Source organism: Mesorhizobium sp. NPDC059025, from assembly GCF_042739655.1.
Lineage (GTDB): Bacteria > Pseudomonadota > Alphaproteobacteria > Rhizobiales > Rhizobiaceae > Mesorhizobium.
Genome location: NZ_JBHYIM010000005.1, coordinates 249,409 through 264,399, shown reverse-complemented (window position 1 = coordinate 264,399; position 14,991 = coordinate 249,409). Strand labels below are relative to the sequence as shown.

16 protein-coding genes are annotated in these 14,991 nt (G+C 63.2%); 5 read left to right on the top strand and 11 right to left on the bottom strand.

The features are described 5' to 3' along the window. Positions 1 to 33 precede the first annotated feature (33 nt). A complete protein-coding gene (locus ACFWYE_RS14790; protein ID WP_379112301.1) occupies positions 34 to 1,116 on the top strand; it encodes a citrate synthase/methylcitrate synthase in 1,083 nt (360 codons plus the stop codon). 9 nt (positions 1,117 to 1,125) lie between these two features. Here the strand turns inward: ACFWYE_RS14790 and ACFWYE_RS14785 are convergent, their stop codons facing one another. The 8 genes from ACFWYE_RS14785 to dnaK form a co-directional block, all read right to left on the bottom strand. Then, the gene (locus ACFWYE_RS14785; RefSeq protein ID WP_379112299.1) at positions 1,126 to 1,413 is read right to left on the bottom strand and encodes a DUF1330 domain-containing protein; all 288 of its coding nucleotides are present in this window, start codon (positions 1,411 to 1,413) and stop codon (positions 1,126 to 1,128) included. A 38-nt stretch (positions 1,414 to 1,451) separates the two neighbouring features. Then, positions 1,452 to 2,144 (bottom strand): orotidine-5'-phosphate decarboxylase, encoded by a 693-nt coding sequence (gene pyrF, locus ACFWYE_RS14780; RefSeq protein WP_379112297.1) that lies wholly within the window; start codon positions 2,142 to 2,144, stop codon positions 1,452 to 1,454. A 2-nt stretch (positions 2,145 to 2,146) separates the two neighbouring features. Then, on the bottom strand, positions 2,147 to 2,728 hold the full coding sequence (locus ACFWYE_RS14775; protein ID WP_379112295.1) for an NADPH-dependent FMN reductase: 582 nt from the start codon (positions 2,726 to 2,728) through the stop codon (positions 2,147 to 2,149). 95 nt (positions 2,729 to 2,823) lie between these two features. Further along, positions 2,824 to 3,702, bottom strand: coding sequence for a DMT family transporter (locus tag ACFWYE_RS14770; RefSeq protein ID WP_379112293.1), 879 nt, complete (start codon positions 3,700 to 3,702; stop codon positions 2,824 to 2,826). Further along, a complete protein-coding gene (locus ACFWYE_RS14765) occupies positions 3,699 to 4,259 on the bottom strand; it encodes a TetR/AcrR family transcriptional regulator (protein WP_379112291.1) in 561 nt (186 codons plus the stop codon). Before ACFWYE_RS14765 ends, ACFWYE_RS14770 begins: the two co-directional genes overlap by 4 nt. Before the next feature lie 217 nt (positions 4,260 to 4,476). Next, positions 4,477 to 5,082, bottom strand: coding sequence for a phospholipid N-methyltransferase PmtA (pmtA, locus tag ACFWYE_RS14760; protein WP_379064020.1), 606 nt, complete (start codon positions 5,080 to 5,082; stop codon positions 4,477 to 4,479). Positions 5,083 to 5,198: 116 nt separating this feature from the next. Then, positions 5,199 to 6,329, bottom strand: coding sequence for a molecular chaperone DnaJ (gene dnaJ / locus ACFWYE_RS14755; RefSeq protein ID WP_326890680.1), 1,131 nt, complete (start codon positions 6,327 to 6,329; stop codon positions 5,199 to 5,201). Positions 6,330 to 6,547: 218 nt separating this feature from the next. Then, a complete protein-coding gene (dnaK, locus tag ACFWYE_RS14750; protein WP_379064023.1) occupies positions 6,548 to 8,464 on the bottom strand; it encodes a molecular chaperone DnaK in 1,917 nt (638 codons plus the stop codon). Between the two features lie 508 nt (positions 8,465 to 8,972). Here dnaK and ACFWYE_RS14745 point away from each other — a divergent pair. Then, the gene (locus ACFWYE_RS14745; protein WP_379112288.1) at positions 8,973 to 9,869 is read left to right on the top strand and encodes a D-alanyl-D-alanine carboxypeptidase family protein; all 897 of its coding nucleotides are present in this window, start codon (positions 8,973 to 8,975) and stop codon (positions 9,867 to 9,869) included. A gap of 16 nt (positions 9,870 to 9,885) precedes the next feature. Here the strand turns inward: ACFWYE_RS14745 and ACFWYE_RS14740 are convergent, their stop codons facing one another. From ACFWYE_RS14740 to ACFWYE_RS14730, 3 genes are read right to left on the bottom strand one after another with little or no spacing between them, the layout of a single operon-like run. Beyond that, entirely contained in the window at positions 9,886 to 10,734 is an 849-nt protein-coding gene (locus ACFWYE_RS14740; protein WP_379112286.1) for an alpha/beta fold hydrolase, read from the bottom strand. After that, a complete protein-coding gene (locus tag ACFWYE_RS14735; RefSeq protein ID WP_379112533.1) occupies positions 10,715 to 10,915 on the bottom strand; it encodes a hypothetical protein in 201 nt (66 codons plus the stop codon). Before ACFWYE_RS14735 ends, ACFWYE_RS14740 begins: the two co-directional genes overlap by 20 nt. A gap of 18 nt (positions 10,916 to 10,933) precedes the next feature. Beyond that, on the bottom strand, positions 10,934 to 11,899 hold the full coding sequence (locus ACFWYE_RS14730; protein WP_379112284.1) for a response regulator transcription factor: 966 nt from the start codon (positions 11,897 to 11,899) through the stop codon (positions 10,934 to 10,936). A gap of 198 nt (positions 11,900 to 12,097) precedes the next feature. Here ACFWYE_RS14730 and ACFWYE_RS14725 point away from each other — a divergent pair, with 198 nt between their 5' ends. From ACFWYE_RS14725 to ACFWYE_RS14715, 3 genes are read left to right on the top strand one after another with little or no spacing between them, the layout of a single operon-like run. Next, the gene (locus ACFWYE_RS14725) at positions 12,098 to 13,195 is read left to right on the top strand and encodes a class II histone deacetylase (protein WP_379112282.1); all 1,098 of its coding nucleotides are present in this window, start codon (positions 12,098 to 12,100) and stop codon (positions 13,193 to 13,195) included. A 53-nt stretch (positions 13,196 to 13,248) separates the two neighbouring features. Beyond that, complete coding sequence (locus ACFWYE_RS14720) at positions 13,249 to 13,449, top strand: hypothetical protein (protein WP_379112280.1); 201 nt, start codon at positions 13,249 to 13,251, stop codon at positions 13,447 to 13,449. 5 nt (positions 13,450 to 13,454) lie between these two features. Then, positions 13,455 to 14,966 carry a sodium:solute symporter gene (locus tag ACFWYE_RS14715; RefSeq protein ID WP_379112278.1) on the top strand — a complete coding sequence of 504 codons (1,512 nt, stop codon included), beginning with the start codon at positions 13,455 to 13,457 and terminating at the stop codon, positions 14,964 to 14,966. Positions 14,967 to 14,991: the final 25 nt, after the last annotated feature.

The following is a 14,991-nucleotide window of genomic DNA, read 5'->3' as shown; positions in this document are numbered from 1 at the left end:
TCTCGGATCGAAAATTGGTCAAGGAGCAAGATGATGACAAGCGGACTGGACGATGTGATTGCCGCCGAAACCGTGCTGTCGGAAGTGGACGGGCAGGGCGGGCACCTGACGATCCGAGGACATGCCCTGCGCGATCTTGCCGGCCGCCGCGATTTCGCCAGCGTGACACATCTGCTTTTCGACGGTTTCTTCACCGATCTTCCCAACGAGAAGCAGCTGGCGGCAAGGCTTGGACGTGCCCGCGTCGAGGTGTTCGAACGTGTGCAGGCGCTGCTGCCGACGCTTGCCGCACTCTCCGTCTACGACGGCATGCGTGCCGGTACGGCGCTGATGCCCGATGGCGATACGCTTGACGATGCGTTGCGCCTGATCGCCGCGCCGGCTGTGCTGACGCCCGCGCTCTTGCGCCTGCGCAAGGGCCTCGATGCGATTGCTCCCAATGCCGACGCAGGCCACGCCGCCGACATGCTGGCCATGCTCACCGACACGGACGAACGCGGCCTGAGCGCCGCGCTAGACACCTATCTCGTCACGGTCTGCGATCACGGCCTCAACGCCTCGACCTTCGCCGCGCGGGTGGTGGCCTCGACCCAGGCGGGTCTCACCTCGGCGGCACTTGCCGGTCTCGGCGCCCTGAAAGGCCCGCTGCATGGCGGTGCGCCAGGCCCGGTGATCGCCATGCTCGATGCCATTGCCGAGGCTGGAGAAGCGACGGAATGGCTGAGCAGGGAACTGGCCGAAGGCCGCCGCATCATGGGCTTCGGCCACCGCATCTATCGCGTGCGCGACCCGCGCGCCGATGTCCTGAAGACCGTGGTGCGCCGCATCCCCGATGGTGCGGCAAGCCGCCGCCTGGCTTTCGCCGAAACGGTGGAACAGGCAGCGCTCGACGTCCTGAGGCGGGCCAAGCCCGGCCGGGTGCTGCAGACCAATGTCGAATTCTACACGGCACTTTTGCTGGAGGCAGCCGAGTTCCCGGAAGATGCGTTCACCTGCGTCTTCGCTGCGGGGCGCATGGCCGGCTGGATCGCCCATGCGCGCGAGCAGCAGGCAACCGGCCGGCTGATGCGGCCGCAGTCGCGTTACATCGGTCCAGTGCCGGATCTCGTCGCCTGAACGACGTGCTCAGACACCCTCGACAAGCACGATCTCGCCGTCCGCCACCTTCTGGCGGATGGCGACGGCGCGCTGATATTCCGGCGAGTGGTAGCAGTCATGCGCCACCCGCAGGCTCTCGAACTCGATGATGACGTTGCGGCCACGACCCTGTCCCTCGGCCTTTTCGTGGTCGCCGCCGCGGGCGAGGAACTTCGCGCCGAAACGGTCGAAGGCGAGCTTCGCAGCCTCGACATAGGCCTTGTAGCCTTCCGCATCACGCACATCGACGCGAGCGATCCAGTATCCCTTGGCCATAAGCAGTCTCCATACGAAGCTTCAACGTTTCGGCTGGCTCAGGCAGCCGCCATCTCGTCCAGGATAGCCTGGGCAGCAGCGCGCCTGTCAACCGCGCCGACGATCGGCCGCGCCACAACGAGGTGGCTGGAGCCGTTGCGGATCGCGTCCGCCGGGGTGACGACACGCTTCTGGTCGCCGCGGTCAGCGCCGGCCGGCCGGATGCCGGGTGTCACCACAGCCATGTCGGGACCAACGACCTTGCGCACGGCCGATGCCTCCTCCGCCGAGCAGACGATGCCGCCCATGCGCGCCGACAGCGCCTGTTCGGCGCGCCGCAGCACCAGCGTGTGGGGATCATATTCGTAGCCGGCATCGATGACGTCCTGCTCGTCCATCGATGTGAGCACGGTGACGGCGAGCAGACAGAGATCACTGCCCTTGGCGGCTTCCACCGCCGCACGCATCGTCTTCGGATAGGCGTGCAAAGTGAGCATGGTCATACCCATCCTGACGATGTTTTCGACACCCTTGGCGACGGTGTTGTCGATGTCGAGCAGCTTCATGTCGAGGAAGATCTTCTTGCCGTCGGCGGCAAGGTCGCGCGCGAACTCCAGCCCGCCGGCGAAGGCGAGCTGATAGCCGATCTTGTAGAAGGAGACGGTGTCGCCAAGCTCCTGCACCGCCCTCTCAGCCTCGGTAACGGTTGGAACGTCGAGGCCGACGATCAGCCTGTCGCGCATATCGGTCATGTCTATCCCCTCATTGTCTGGCGAGCCCGCTCGACAAGCGCCTGCGCCACCAGGTCCATGGCGTGGCGAAGCCGCTCGTCGACCAGATTGCCGTCCGCGTCGAAAGCGCTGCCGCCGTTCGGCACCGAGCATTCCGGCGTGACGATGTCCATGTGGCAGCGCAGCAGGATGGCGCGCAGATGGTTGATGGCGCGCACGCCGGCAAAATGCCCTTTCGACGAGGAGCAAAGCGCCACCGTCTTGCCGGCCATCGGCTTCAGCTGCCGGCCGCCGTCATGGCGCACGATGCTGATCCAGTCGACGGCGTTCTTGAGCAGTGGCGACACGGAGCCGTTGTATTCCGGCGTCACCAGCAGCAGCCCGTCATGGGCGCCAAGCAGGCGTGCCAGTTTCATGACGTTTTCCGGGATGCCGGTTTCCTTCTCGATATCCTCGTCGAAGATCGGCATCGGGTAGTCGGCCAGCGAGATGCGGGTCACATCCGCGCCCTGCATGGCCAGCGCCTTCTGCGCGACATCGGCCGTCCTGCCGCTGAAAGCACCGCTGCGGATCGAGCCCGCGAAGATGAGAATCCTGGGAATCACGGCATGGCGCTCCTTTGCCGTCCGGCAGCTATAGGCGATAGCGCCGCCGAATCAAGAGCGACGCGTCGATCGGGTCATGAATCCGGTCGGTCCAGTCAGGCTCTGCGCACTGACGTTGTCGGCCGCGTCAGAAATACGCCAGCGATGCAGATGACAAAGCCGATCACCGCCGCGATGGTGATCGTTTCTGAAAACATCAGCCAGCCCCAGATCATGGTGACGGGCGGGGTCAGGTAAATCAGGCTGCCGACGCGGGTTGCCGTGCTCGTGCGGAGGCATAGCCAGTACAGACCATAGCCGCCGATCGTGGAGAACAGGATGAACCACGCCACGGCTGCGATGAACCGCAGATCGAGAACCGGCGCCATTCCCCCTTCCAGAAGCGCAAGCGGAGCAAACAGGAGAGCAGCGACGATGCTTTGTATGGCCAATGACGGCAGGAGGGGCGTGCTGTCCGGCATGGCCTTGGCGACGATTGTCGCGGTGACCAGGCTGAGCGTGGAGGCCGCCGACAAAACATAGGCCAGGAAGGATGCTCCACCCAACGAACCACCCACGGCGAGCGACACGCCCGCGAGGCCGAGGGCCAATCCCATCCATTGGAGGCGGTTCACCCGCTCATGCAGAATGGGGCCAGCCAGAGCGGCGGTCGCGACAGGTTGAAGGGCGGAGATCAGCGCTGCCGTACCCGCCGGAACGCCAAGGTCGATCGCCTTCACCCCCAGTGCCAGGTATCCGAACATCGCAAAGGCGCCCAGCACCGATTGCAGGATCAGCGATTTCACCGTCAAACCCCGACGCACTGCGCGGATCAACAATGGCAGCAGGACGAACGAGACAATCACAAAACGCCAGAACAGCACGAGGAACACAGACCCCGCATCCGCGGCGAAACGGGCACCGATGAATCCGGAGCTCCAGGCCACAATCAGGCCGGCTTCCAGTGCTGCGAGGGGAAGCGCGGGGCTTTTCATCCCGGCTCCGCCATTGCGTTGACCAGGAGATGCGCGGCTGCATTCCTGGCCGTTGCGATGGCAGCGCTGTCGCCGAGCGTAAAAGCCGCGGCGACGGCGCCCTCCAGGAGAACGAAGACCGTGAGGGCGAGTTGCCCGGCCTGCGTGTTCGACCAGCCGCCTTGCAGCAGTCGCTTCTCGATCTCGGCAAGATATTGCTGCTTGTGGCTCCGTGCCACGCTGCAAATGGTTTCGTCAGCCGGATAGTCAGCCGCCGCGCGCAGGAAGAAGCACCCGTTTCCACCCTGTTGCGTGCTCCATGCTTCAAGCCTGTCGAAGAGCTCGAGAACGCTTTCGACAGCGCTTCCATCTCCTTCTTCGAGCGCATGGAGAAAGCTGCCATGCCGCCGCTGCAGCGCGGCCGCGACCACCTCGGAGCGGGTTTTGAAATGCCGATAGAACGTCGCCAGCGCGACGCCAGCATCGCCCACGACACGATCAATGCCGACTTCCGCGAAACCATCCCGATAGAAGGTGCGGTTCGCGGCATCGACGATGTCATCACGCTTCTTGCTCATTCAAAATAAGTAGAACGATCGTTCTACTTTCGTCAAGCGTGCCCCCTGCACGGCGCATTGGTGTCCGACAACCGACGCTCATCCGCACGGCGGCCGTGGCAACGGACCGGTCGTTGGACGCTGCGAAAGAAAGCGCACAGGCGCAGTCCAGCCAGCTCAACTGGCGGCCTGCCATGACCATCAACGCGGATACGTTCGAAAGGGTCGGCTGAGCTTGCTAGTTCGCAGGCCGCCGATAGATCCACAGCCGTGTCGGCGGGATGTTGCGCAGCACGAAATGGAAATGTTCCACCGTGTAGTTGCCGCGTCCGGGCGGGATCGGCGACATCGGCCCGTAGGTCAGCTGCACCACCGGCCGGCCGGCCGGGATGCGGTCGAGCAGGCTTTCGAGGTAGCTGATGCGCTGGGCGACCGGGAAATTGAGCAGCGGAACGCCGGTGACCACGGAATCGAAGGTCAGGCCGCTATGTTCACCCAGCGTATCATTGAGGTTGAAGGCATCGCCCTCGATGACGTTGACGCCCGGATAGAGGCGGCGCAGATGCTGGACGAAATCGTGGGAATATTCGACGGCGTAGAGGTTTTCCGGCTTCACGCCGCGCTCCAGAATGGCGCGGGTGATGACGCCGGTGCCGGGGCCGACTTCCAGGACCGGCAGGCCGGAGCCGGTATCGACGATAGACGCCATCTTGCGGGCGGTGATCGAACTCGTCGGCACGATGGAGCCGACAGCCTTCGGCTTGTCGATCCATCCTTTGAAGAATTTCAGCTCGTCGTCAAACTTCTCGGCGAGCGACTTCCTCAATCCAGGGCCACGTCCCATCAAGCTCTCCTGACCGGCTCCCCCGGAACCCACTATGGATGCTACTTAGCAGTTACGCAGGGGTAGGCAAGGCAAACGTCCACCAATGTCGTGGACAAGACATTTTTTGTCGCCGCTCAGCGTTCGCTGAATGACTCGAAGAAATCCTTCATGCGCGAGAAGAAACCGCTCGACTGCGGGCTGTTCTCCTTCGACGACAACTGTTCAAACTCCTCCAGAAGCTCGCGCTGGCGCCGTGTCAGGTTCTGCGGCGTCTCCACCGCGGTCTGGATGTAGAGGTCGCCGATCTGCGGCTGGCGCAGCACCGGCATGCCCTTGCCCTTCATGCGGAACTGGCGGCCGTTCTGCGTGCCTTCCGGCACCTTCACGCGTGTCTGGCTGCCGTCCAGCGTCGTCACCTCGAATGAACCGCCGAGGGCGGCGGTCGTCATCGAGATCGGCACCTTGCAATAAAGATCGGCACCGTCGCGCTGGAAGAACTCATGCGGCTTGATGGCCAGGAAGATATAGAGATCGCCCGACGGGCCGCCGCGCAGCCCGGCCTCGCCCTCACCGGCAAGCCGGATGCGGGTGCCGTCCTCGATGCCGGCCGGAATGTTGACCGAGAGCGAACGCTCCTCGGTGATACGGCCCTGGCCGGCGCATTTCGGGCATGGGTCCTTGATGGTCTGGCCGCGGCCCTGGCATTGCGGGCAGGTGCGCTCGATCGAGAAGAAACCCTGGCTGGCGCGCACCTTGCCGTGGCCGTGGCACATCGAGCAGGTGACCGGCTGCGTGCCCGGCTTGGCACCTGACCCCGAGCATTCGTCGCAGGTCAGCGACGCCGGCACGTGAATCTGCGCGGTCTTGCCGGCATAGGCCTCCTCGAGGCTGATCTCCATGTTGTAGCGCAGATCGGCGCCGCGCTCGCGGCCGCCGGAGCTGCGGCGGCGTCCGCCACCCATCATCTCGCCGAAGATGTCTTCGAAGATGTCGGCAAAGCCGCCGGCGGCAAAACCGGCACCGCCGCCATTCATGCCGCCATTTTCGAAGGCGGCATGGCCGAAACGGTCATAGGCCGCACGCTTCTGCGGGTCCTTCAGCGTCTCGTAGGCTTCGTTGATTTCCTTGAACTTGTGCTCGCAGGAGGCATCACCGGGATTGCGGTCGGGGTGGAACTGCATCGCCAGCTTGCGGAAGGCGCTTTTGAGCTCCTTCTCGTCGGCGCCCTTTTGCACGCCAAGCGTTTCGTAGAAATCAGCTTTCATCGAGAGCCTGTTCCAATCCCGCCGACCGATGGCTCAAGCAAAGGCCAACGTCCTTAGCGCATTGTTTCGACCAGTCGTCCAAAGACTGGCCTCCGATTTAGTAACGATGCCGCGCTAATGCCAGTACCGGCAAGGAAACGCTGCACTTTTCCGGTGCATGGTTGCAAAAAAGCCCGGCTTGGCGCCGGGCTTTTCTGGATTTTCGGCCCTCAGGCCACTTAAGCCGACTTCTTCTTGTCGTCCTTGTCGTCGATTTCCTCGAAATCGGCGTCGACCACATCGGAATCCTTGGCAGCATCCGCCTTGGCATCGGCTTCCGCGGCTTCCTTCTGCGAAGCCTCGTACATCGCCTGGCCAAGCTTCATCGAAGCCTCGGTCAGCGCCTGGCTCTTGGCCTCGATGTCGGCAGCGTCGTCGCCTTCGGCAGCTGTCTTCAGCGCGGCGATCGCGTCGGCGATCGCGGTGCGGTCGGCTTCGGAGACCTTGTCGCCATAATCCTTCAGCGACTTCTCGGCCGAATGCACCAGAGCCTCGGCCTGGTTGCGGGCCTCGACCAGCGCACGGCGCTGCTTGTCGGCTTCGGCATTGGCTTCGGCGTCCTTCACCATCTTCTCGATGTCGGCGTCGGACAGACCACCAGACGCCTGGATGCGGATCTGGTGCTCCTTGCCGGTGCCCTTGTCCTTGGCCGAGACGTTGACGATGCCGTTGGCGTCGATATCGAAGGTGACCTCGATCTGCGGCACGCCGCGCGGCGCCGGTGGAATGCCGACCAGATCGAACTGGCCGAGTATCTTGTTGTCGGCAGCCATCTCACGCTCGCCCTGGAAGACGCGGATGGTCACCGCGCTCTGCGAGTCCTCGGCGGTCGAGAACACCTGGCTCTTCTTGGTCGGGATCGTGGTGTTGCGCTCGATCAGGCGGGTGAACACGCCACCCAGCGTCTCGATGCCCAGCGACAGCGGGGTCACGTCGAGCAGCAGCACGTCCTTGACGTCGCCCTGCAGCACGCCGGCCTGGATGGCGGCGCCGAGTGCGACAACTTCGTCAGGGTTCACGCCCTTGTGCGGCTCCTTGCCGAAGAACTGCTTCACCACTTCCTGGACCTTCGGCATGCGGGTCATGCCGCCGACCAGAACGACTTCGTCGATCTCGCCAGCCTTGAGGCCGGCATCCTTGAGCGCAGCCTTGCACGGCTCGATGGTGCGCTGGATCAGGTCGTCGACCAGCGATTCGAACTTGGCACGGGTGAGCTTCAGCGTCAGGTGCTTCGGACCGGAAGCATCCGCGGTGATGAAGGGCAGGTTGATTTCGGTCTGAGCGGAAGACGACAGCTCGATCTTGGCCTTTTCGGCAGCTTCCTTGAGGCGCTGCAGGGCAAGCTTGTCGTTCTTCAGGTCGATGCCCTGTTCCTTCTTGAACTCGGCCGCCAGGTACTCGACCAGGCGCATGTCGAAGTCTTCACCGCCGAGGAAGGTGTCGCCATTGGTCGACTTCACCTCGAACACGCCGTCGCCGATCTCGAGCACCGAGATATCGAAGGTGCCGCCGCCAAGGTCATAGACGGCGATGGTCTTGCCATCCTTCTTGTCGAGGCCGTAGGCGAGCGCGGCAGCGGTCGGCTCGTTGATGATGCGCAGCACTTCGAGACCGGCGATCTTGCCGGCGTCCTTGGTGGCCTGGCGCTGGGCGTCGTTGAAATAGGCAGGAACGGTGATGACCGCCTTCTCGACCTTCTCGCCGAGATAGGCTTCCGCCGTTTCCTTCATCTTCTGCAGGATCATGGCCGAGATCTGGGAAGGCGACTGCTTCTTGCCGCCGGCTTCCACCCAGGCGTCGCCGTTGTCGCCATTGACGATCTCATAGGGGACAAGCTTCTTGTCCTTTTCCGTCACCGGATCGTCATAGCGGCGGCCGATCAGGCGCTTGACCGCGAAGACGGTGTTTTCAGGATTGGTGACCGCCTGGCGCTTGGCCGGCTGGCCGACGAGGCGCTCGCCGTCGCCGCTGAAGGCGACGATCGAAGGCGTGGTGCGCGCGCCTTCCGCGTTTTCAATGACCTTCGCGTCCTTGCCGTCCATGACGGCGACGCAGGAATTGGTCGTCCCGAGGTCGATACCGATTACTTTTGCCATCTAGTCTCTCCACTAAGCAGGCTTTCAAGGACCCTGTCAGGCGTTCCGGCGAAAGCCCCTGTTCACAGAAATTCCGCGCCAGGCTGCCTTTCGGGCGGCCCGCACGGTTGCGGCGTATATAAGAACAGGCCGCCTTGCACGCAAGCATTCTGCGCCTCGGCTTTTCCACTGCCAATCATCCTTTTTACCGTCGGGGTGCCACAGGTCGCTCCACAAGGTCAAACATGACCTAAAGCCTTGAATTCACACACCGCCCGCATGGAACCCTAACTCGATCCCGACGCGCGGCGCGCCCATCGATCACATATGGAAACGGCATGTTAGAAAGCGCCAGAGCGGGATATCGGCACCAAAGTCCCATGTCTTTCGCGCTTTTCCGCACAAAATGGTGTGAAACCGGCGCCAAAGGCGCATTCCGGCGGCGAGAATCAGCCAAGGTGAATGGACGCCGTGTATCGGCTCGGCTAGGGTCCGCTCATCTCAGCGCATCGTCTCAAGCCTTCCCGGAATGCCCACCCTGCCAGCCTCTCCCCTGTTCGCTTTCGCCCGCGGATGTCTCGTTGCCCTTGTCACGGTGACCTTCGTCGCCGGCTGTACGGCTGCGACGCCGCCCGAGCAGGTGCTTTCCGTACCGGCGCCGGCGCAGAAATACGCGGCCATCGTCGTCGACGCCAAGACCGGCGCGACCGTGTTCGAAGTCAACTCGACCACGCCGCGTTATCCGGCTTCGCTCACCAAGATGATGACGCTCTACCTGCTGTTCGAGGCGCTGCAGGGCGGCCGCATCACCAAGGAAACGCAGATCCCGGTTTCGGCCAACGCCGCCTCGCAGCCACCGACCAAGCTGCGCTTCCGGCCCGGCGAGACGATCGACGTCGATTCCGCCATCCGCGCGCTGGTGGTGAAATCCGCCAATGACGTCGCCGTGGCGGTCGGCGAATATCTCGGCGGTTCGGAAGAAGGGTTCGCCGCCGCGATGACCTCCAAGGCACGCCAGATCGGCATGCGGTCGACCACTTTCCGCAACGCATCCGGACTGCCCGATGACGGCCAGCAGACGACGGCGCGCGACATGGCCGTGCTCGGCCTCGCGCTCAGGGCGCACTTCCCTCAGCATTATCACTACTTCTCGGAGGCCGATTTCATGTTCCGCGGCAAGCTGGTGCGCGGCCACAACGACATGCTGGGCCGCGTCTATGGCGTCGACGGCATCAAGACCGGCTACATCCGCGCATCCGGCTTCAACATCGTCACCTCCTACGATGCCGACGGCAAGCGTTTCGTGGTCGTGGTGATGGGCGCGGATACGGCCCGCCAGCGCAACGCCCATGCCGAAGCGCTGCTGCAGCGGGCGCTGAACCCCACCGGCTCGACCACCCGCCTGCTCTATACGGCAGCGCAATAGCTGCCTGCGGTTCGGCTCAGACAGGCTCGGCGAAGAACCGCCGCAGTTCGCTGGCGACCAACTTTGGCTTGCCGACATTGTCCGCCGCGATGTGGCCGACGCCCTTGAGCTCGACCCGCTCCGCCCGCGGCAACTCATGCTGCAATGCGTCGAGCGCCATTGGCAGATAGGGGTTGGAATTGTCGCCGCCCATCAGCAGGACCGGTATGCGGATGGCGCTGAAGCGCTGCACCTGCCCGGCCGTGGCGGCGATCAGTTGCGCATCGTAGCGGAAAGTGGGCACCAGTTCACGGATGGCTGTCGCCTCCTCGCCGCTGCCGCGCAGCGCCATGCCCATGATCGGGACCAGCAGCAGGCGTGGCAAGCCTGTGAACCAGTCGCGCCGATCGCGCGTCCCCTTCATCACCGTGGCCATGGCGGCGGCCAGATTGCCGGCGGCAAGCTCGCGCTCGTAGCGTTGCACAAAGTCCAGCGGCGATGGCGTGCCGACGGGCACCGGCGGCTCGTACAGCGCAATTCTGCCCAGCGCCTGCGGCCGGCGCAGCGCCGTCCACAGCGTCGCGATGGCGCCGGAGCTCAGGGCGAATACGTCACGTGCGCCTGTTTGCGCCAGCACCGCCGACAGATCGTCAACCTCGCTGTCGATGCCGTAGTCCAGCCCCGGCGGCCCGCTGAGGCCACGCCCGCGTCGGTCAGGCACATGCAGTGTGAAGCGATCGGCCAGCAACTCCGCCAGCTGGCTGAAGTTGCGGCTGCTCTGCATGCCGCCCGCCAGCAGCACGAGGCTGGGACCGGCACCGATCTGCCGGTAGCCGATGATCGTGCCATCACGCGAGACAGCATGATCAGCAGTCCATTGGGTCATGGCGCTCTCCGAGCTGTTGGGCGCGACCATAGCTCATGCGGCGCATCTGCTCGATGACGCGCTCCATCTCGTCCTCGGGCAGGATCGGCGGCTCGCCGAGCGCTTCTGGCTTGGCGCCCCAGTGCTTGGTCTTGGCGAGGGCCTGCTCAATTGGGTTGAGATCAAGGGAGCAGGGCGGCAAACACCAGAGCCTGGCGGCTCAGCCTTCTTTCGACAGCAAGGTCGCAAGTTGCGCCCGCGAGGCAATGCCGAGCTTGGTGTAGATGGCCTGCGTCTGGTTTCGGATGGTTGCTGGCGCCGAACCGAGGGCCGCAGCCGCCTGCTTGTAGGTTGCCCCAGCCGCAAGCGCCCGGGCCACCTGCGCCTCGCGCGGCGACAGCCGGTCAGATTTTGCCGTCTCCCTGAGACGCAATGCGACAAGATGCGAGTTCTCGAGGGTAACCAGCGAGGACGACAATACGACGCCTCGCCCCCTGATGTAGAACGTACCGGGTTCACGGACATAGCGCAGCAGCGATTTCGGCAATTGTTCGCCGCGCCAACCCGGCCAGACACCACGCAGAAATGCCTGCGATTCGCTGTTTGCGATATGCAAGCCGCCCTCTGCGTCGACAACCAGCATCTGTTCACCCAGCGTCCCGCGAGCATGACGTGTCGACACCTCCATCGCCAGCGAGATATGGTCGACCGCACATTGCAAAAGCTCGAGCTCATCCGGTTGCCAGTCGCGGCTGCGCGTGTCGCCACGATAGATCGAGACGAAAAAGGCGGTCCGACTGCGCCGGTTGTGGTGCATGGCGCTGGCCCATTTGCGCAGATGATAGCGCTCGCACAGGGCGATCATGCCATCGGTCTGCGCAGGCTGGGTCCGATCATAGGTGCCGATCAGCGTCCGTTTCTCCCGAAACGCCCGCGCCACCAGATCCTGGCTCTCGATTGTCGACCAGAATTTGGCAAACCCACCCGGCAGATTGACCGTCGCCGAGGCCGGCACGACGGTTCGGCCCGGCTCGAAACGCGACCAGCCGTACCAGGCGCTTTCGAAGCCCAGCACCGGTTTCAGCTTCTGCACCCCGAAGGCTGCAATCGCCTGAATATCCCGTTCACCGGCCAGCTTCTGGAGATCGGCGGCAAAGAGCGAAAATGCCTTGAGCTTCGAAATCACCACAAGTCCCGTCAGTTGTACTGGCGCAGTAGGTGTCTTGGGCAGTGTTGATCACACTACCGACGGCTTGCCGCAACGGCAAGGCGCGTGGCCGAGCACAGGCTGTTTGCCATTCTTCACCGATTCCATAGTGCATCTGCATCATTCGCAGGTTCGCCGAACCGGCTAACGTTTCTCCATCGCCGCGGGAGGATCGTAATGACGACAGGTTGGTTGTGGCATGAGCGCTTTGGCTGGCACGACACGGGCACAGCGGCGGGATTTCTGAAAGGCGAATTTCTGCAGCCGATGCAGCATGTTGAATCGCCGGAATCCAAGGCAAGATTTGCATCTCTCATCGAAGTTTCCGAATTGGCCAAATCGTTGCGCCGTCTCGACTGCGTGGCTGCCGGGGAAGAAGACATCCTGCGCGTCCACACACGCGACCATCTCACGAAGATGAAGCTGCTGGGTGACGATGCCCGCGGCGGCGATATGGGTGACAATGTCTCGCCCTTCGGCCTGGGCGGCTACAAACTTGCCCTGCTGGCTGCCGGCGGCACCATCTCGGCCACCCGGGCTGTTGTCTCGGGCGATGTAGACAATGCCTATGCGCTTGTGCGTCCGCCGGGACACCATGCGCGTCCGGAAAAAGGCATGGGTTTTTGCATGTTTGCCAATGTCGCCGTGGCCATCGCCCACGCCCGGGCAAAGCTTGGCGTCGAACGGTTTGCTGTCGTGGATTGGGATGTGCACCATGGCAACGGCACCGAGGCCTGCTTCGAATCCGACCCCGATGTGTTGACGATCTCCCTGCATCAGGACGGCAATTTCCCGCCGGACACCGGCAAGGTCACCGATCGCGGCGTCGGTAAGGGTGCCGGTTCGGCCATCAATCTGCCACTGCCGGCGGGGTCAGGCGAAGGCGCATATCTCTATGCGTTCGACCGGGTCGTCCTGCCGGCGCTGCAGCGTTTCAGACCGGAACTGATCCTGGTCGCCAGCGGGTTCGACGCGAGCAATGCCGACCCGCTGGGCCGTATGATGCTGACGTCGCGCGCCTATATCGAAATGACGCGCAGGCTGATGGAGGCGGCCGAGACGCTGTGTGGTGGCCGGCTGGTGATGAGCCATGAGGGCGGCTACTCGCCCTTCTACGTGCCATTCTGCGGACTGGCGGTGGTGGAAACGCTGAGCGGCGTGCGCACCGGCGTCGAGGACCCCTATTTGCAGTTCTGGCAGGATTTGCCGGGGCAGAAATTACAGCAGAACCAGAAAATACTGGTCGACGACGTAGCGAAGGCCTGTGGCCTTTAGCGGATGATGGCCGGCGTGGAGAACCGCTGGCCGAAAACAGGGGAACAGGGACAATGCGAACCACCCAGCAACGCGCCCCGCACGGGCGGGCGGTACTGATCTTCAACCTGGTATTGATGCTCTTTCCGCCGATCCACCTCTATTTCGCAAGCGGAAGCATCGACATGGCGCTGCTCTTCTTTCTGGGCAGCGGTGCGATGCTTGTCCTGACCATGCTGCATCTGCAGTCGAAGATGCAGCATGGTCAGGAGTAGCGTCGATGAACATGCTAATCGGCTATGGAATGCTGGCAGCATTTTTCGCAATTGTCGTCTTCGTTCTCGAACGCAACCAGCGCGAAAGCAAAAACTTCACCGACTATGCCGTGGCCGGCCGATCCTTCGGATCCTGGTTCCAGACCATGGCCTTCCTCAACACCTGGTTGCCTGGCACCATCTTCATCGCTTTCGCCGGCCTTGCCGCCTCGGCCGGCGTCATCGGCTATTATGTCATCTCCTATTCGCTGCTGGCCGTGCTGTTCATGTTTTTCATGGCGCAGAAAGTGTTCGACTGGGGCCGCTCGTTCAATCTGCGCACACAGGCTGATTTTGTCGGCATGCGCTACAATTCCACCAATGTCCGCAAAGTCGCCGCGGTCATCGGCGTCATCTCGGCGTTTCCATGGCTGGTGCTCGGCTTTCAGTCGCTCGGCCTGGTGTTTTCCTATCTGTCCTTCGGGGTCGTCTCGCCTACCGTCGCGGTTTTCATCGGCATTGTGGTGCTGGGAATCCGTCAGATCTGGACGGTTCGCATGGGCATGCACGGCATCGTCATTTCAGACATGGTGCAAGGCATCTTTGCCTATGGCGTCGGCGGTCTTGTCGCCATAGGCCTGATCGTCTGGCTGCTGGCGCAGGGCCATGGCTTCGACAGCCTTCCGCCAAGTTTTGCGACGCTTCCCGGTGTCGGCAGCGATCTTGGACCGCTCTATTATTTCTCGATCGTCGCAACCGGCGCGCTTGGTTCCTGGTGCTGGCCGGACATCTTCGTGCGGCTGTTCACCGCCCGCAGCGCCCAGGCGGTGCGCAACTCATCGGTGAAAGCCGCGCCATTGATGTTTCTCTTTCTGGCGATATTGCTGACCATGAGCCTTCTGGCCTCGCAATTGCCCGAGGTCGCGGCGGCACCTGACAATGTCTGGTTTCTCACAGCCGCCCATGGCGGACCATTCGTCCTCGCATTGGCAGGCATTGCGGTCTTTGCAGCCACCGTCGGCAATGTGAACGCCATCACCGCCGCAATCGGCACCCACACCGCCCAGGACATTCTCCACATCGGCGCCGACGAGGCGACGACCACGCGCGCCGCCCGCGCCACCATTGTCGTCGTCACCGTTCTTGCAATCATCGGCGCGGTCCTCACGGTCAATGTCACCTCCGGTCTGCTGACGCTGGCACTCGCCTCGTATCAAGGCATCGTCCAGCTGGCGCCGGCGCTCTATCTCGGCATCTTCTGGAAACGCGGCAATGCATCGGCCGCCGTTGCCGGCATGCTGGTCGGCTTCGCCACGGCGGTGGTGCTGCAATATCTCTATCCGGTGTCAATCCCGGCGCTTGGCGGCATCACCTCCGGCATCGTCGGGCTGATCGTCAACACCACGATCTATGTCGTGTTGTCCTATGCGATTCCGCACAGGCGCTCCGAAAGCGAACGCATCGAGGCGTTGTTCAGCGACATTCAAGATGGGCCGGCCGACGCTGCGGGCCGCACCCTGTCAACTCGGACGGTGTAGAAAAAACGGCGCTTTGCGGCGTGGG

Bases quoted from the DNA above. Each gene is read 5' to 3' on its own strand.
- ACFWYE_RS14725 (WP_379112282.1), top strand. From the start codon at position 12,098: ATGACGACAGGTTGGTTGTGGCATGAGCGCTTTGGCTGGCACGACACG.
- dnaK (WP_379064023.1), bottom strand. From the start codon at position 8,464: ATGGCAAAAGTAATCGGTATCGACCTCGGGACGACCAATTCCTGCGTC.
- ACFWYE_RS14715 (WP_379112278.1), top strand. From the start codon at position 13,455: ATGAACATGCTAATCGGCTATGGAATGCTGGCAGCATTTTTCGCAATT.
- ACFWYE_RS14785 (WP_379112299.1), bottom strand. From the start codon at position 1,413: ATGGCCAAGGGATACTGGATCGCTCGCGTCGATGTGCGTGATGCGGAA.
- ACFWYE_RS14740 (WP_379112286.1), bottom strand. From the start codon at position 10,734: ATGACCCAATGGACTGCTGATCATGCTGTCTCGCGTGATGGCACGATC.
- ACFWYE_RS14790 (WP_379112301.1), top strand. From the start codon at position 34: ATGACAAGCGGACTGGACGATGTGATTGCCGCCGAAACCGTGCTGTCG.
- ACFWYE_RS14765 (WP_379112291.1), bottom strand. From the start codon at position 4,259: ATGAGCAAGAAGCGTGATGACATCGTCGATGCCGCGAACCGCACCTTC.
- ACFWYE_RS14745 (WP_379112288.1), top strand. From the start codon at position 8,973: ATGCCCACCCTGCCAGCCTCTCCCCTGTTCGCTTTCGCCCGCGGATGT.
- pyrF (WP_379112297.1), bottom strand. From the start codon at position 2,144: ATGACCGATATGCGCGACAGGCTGATCGTCGGCCTCGACGTTCCAACC.
- pmtA (WP_379064020.1), bottom strand. From the start codon at position 5,082: ATGGGACGTGGCCCTGGATTGAGGAAGTCGCTCGCCGAGAAGTTTGAC.
- ACFWYE_RS14770 (WP_379112293.1), bottom strand. From the start codon at position 3,702: ATGAAAAGCCCCGCGCTTCCCCTCGCAGCACTGGAAGCCGGCCTGATT.
- ACFWYE_RS14720 (WP_379112280.1), top strand. From the start codon at position 13,249: ATGCGAACCACCCAGCAACGCGCCCCGCACGGGCGGGCGGTACTGATC.
- dnaJ (WP_326890680.1), bottom strand. From the start codon at position 6,329: ATGAAAGCTGATTTCTACGAAACGCTTGGCGTGCAAAAGGGCGCCGAC.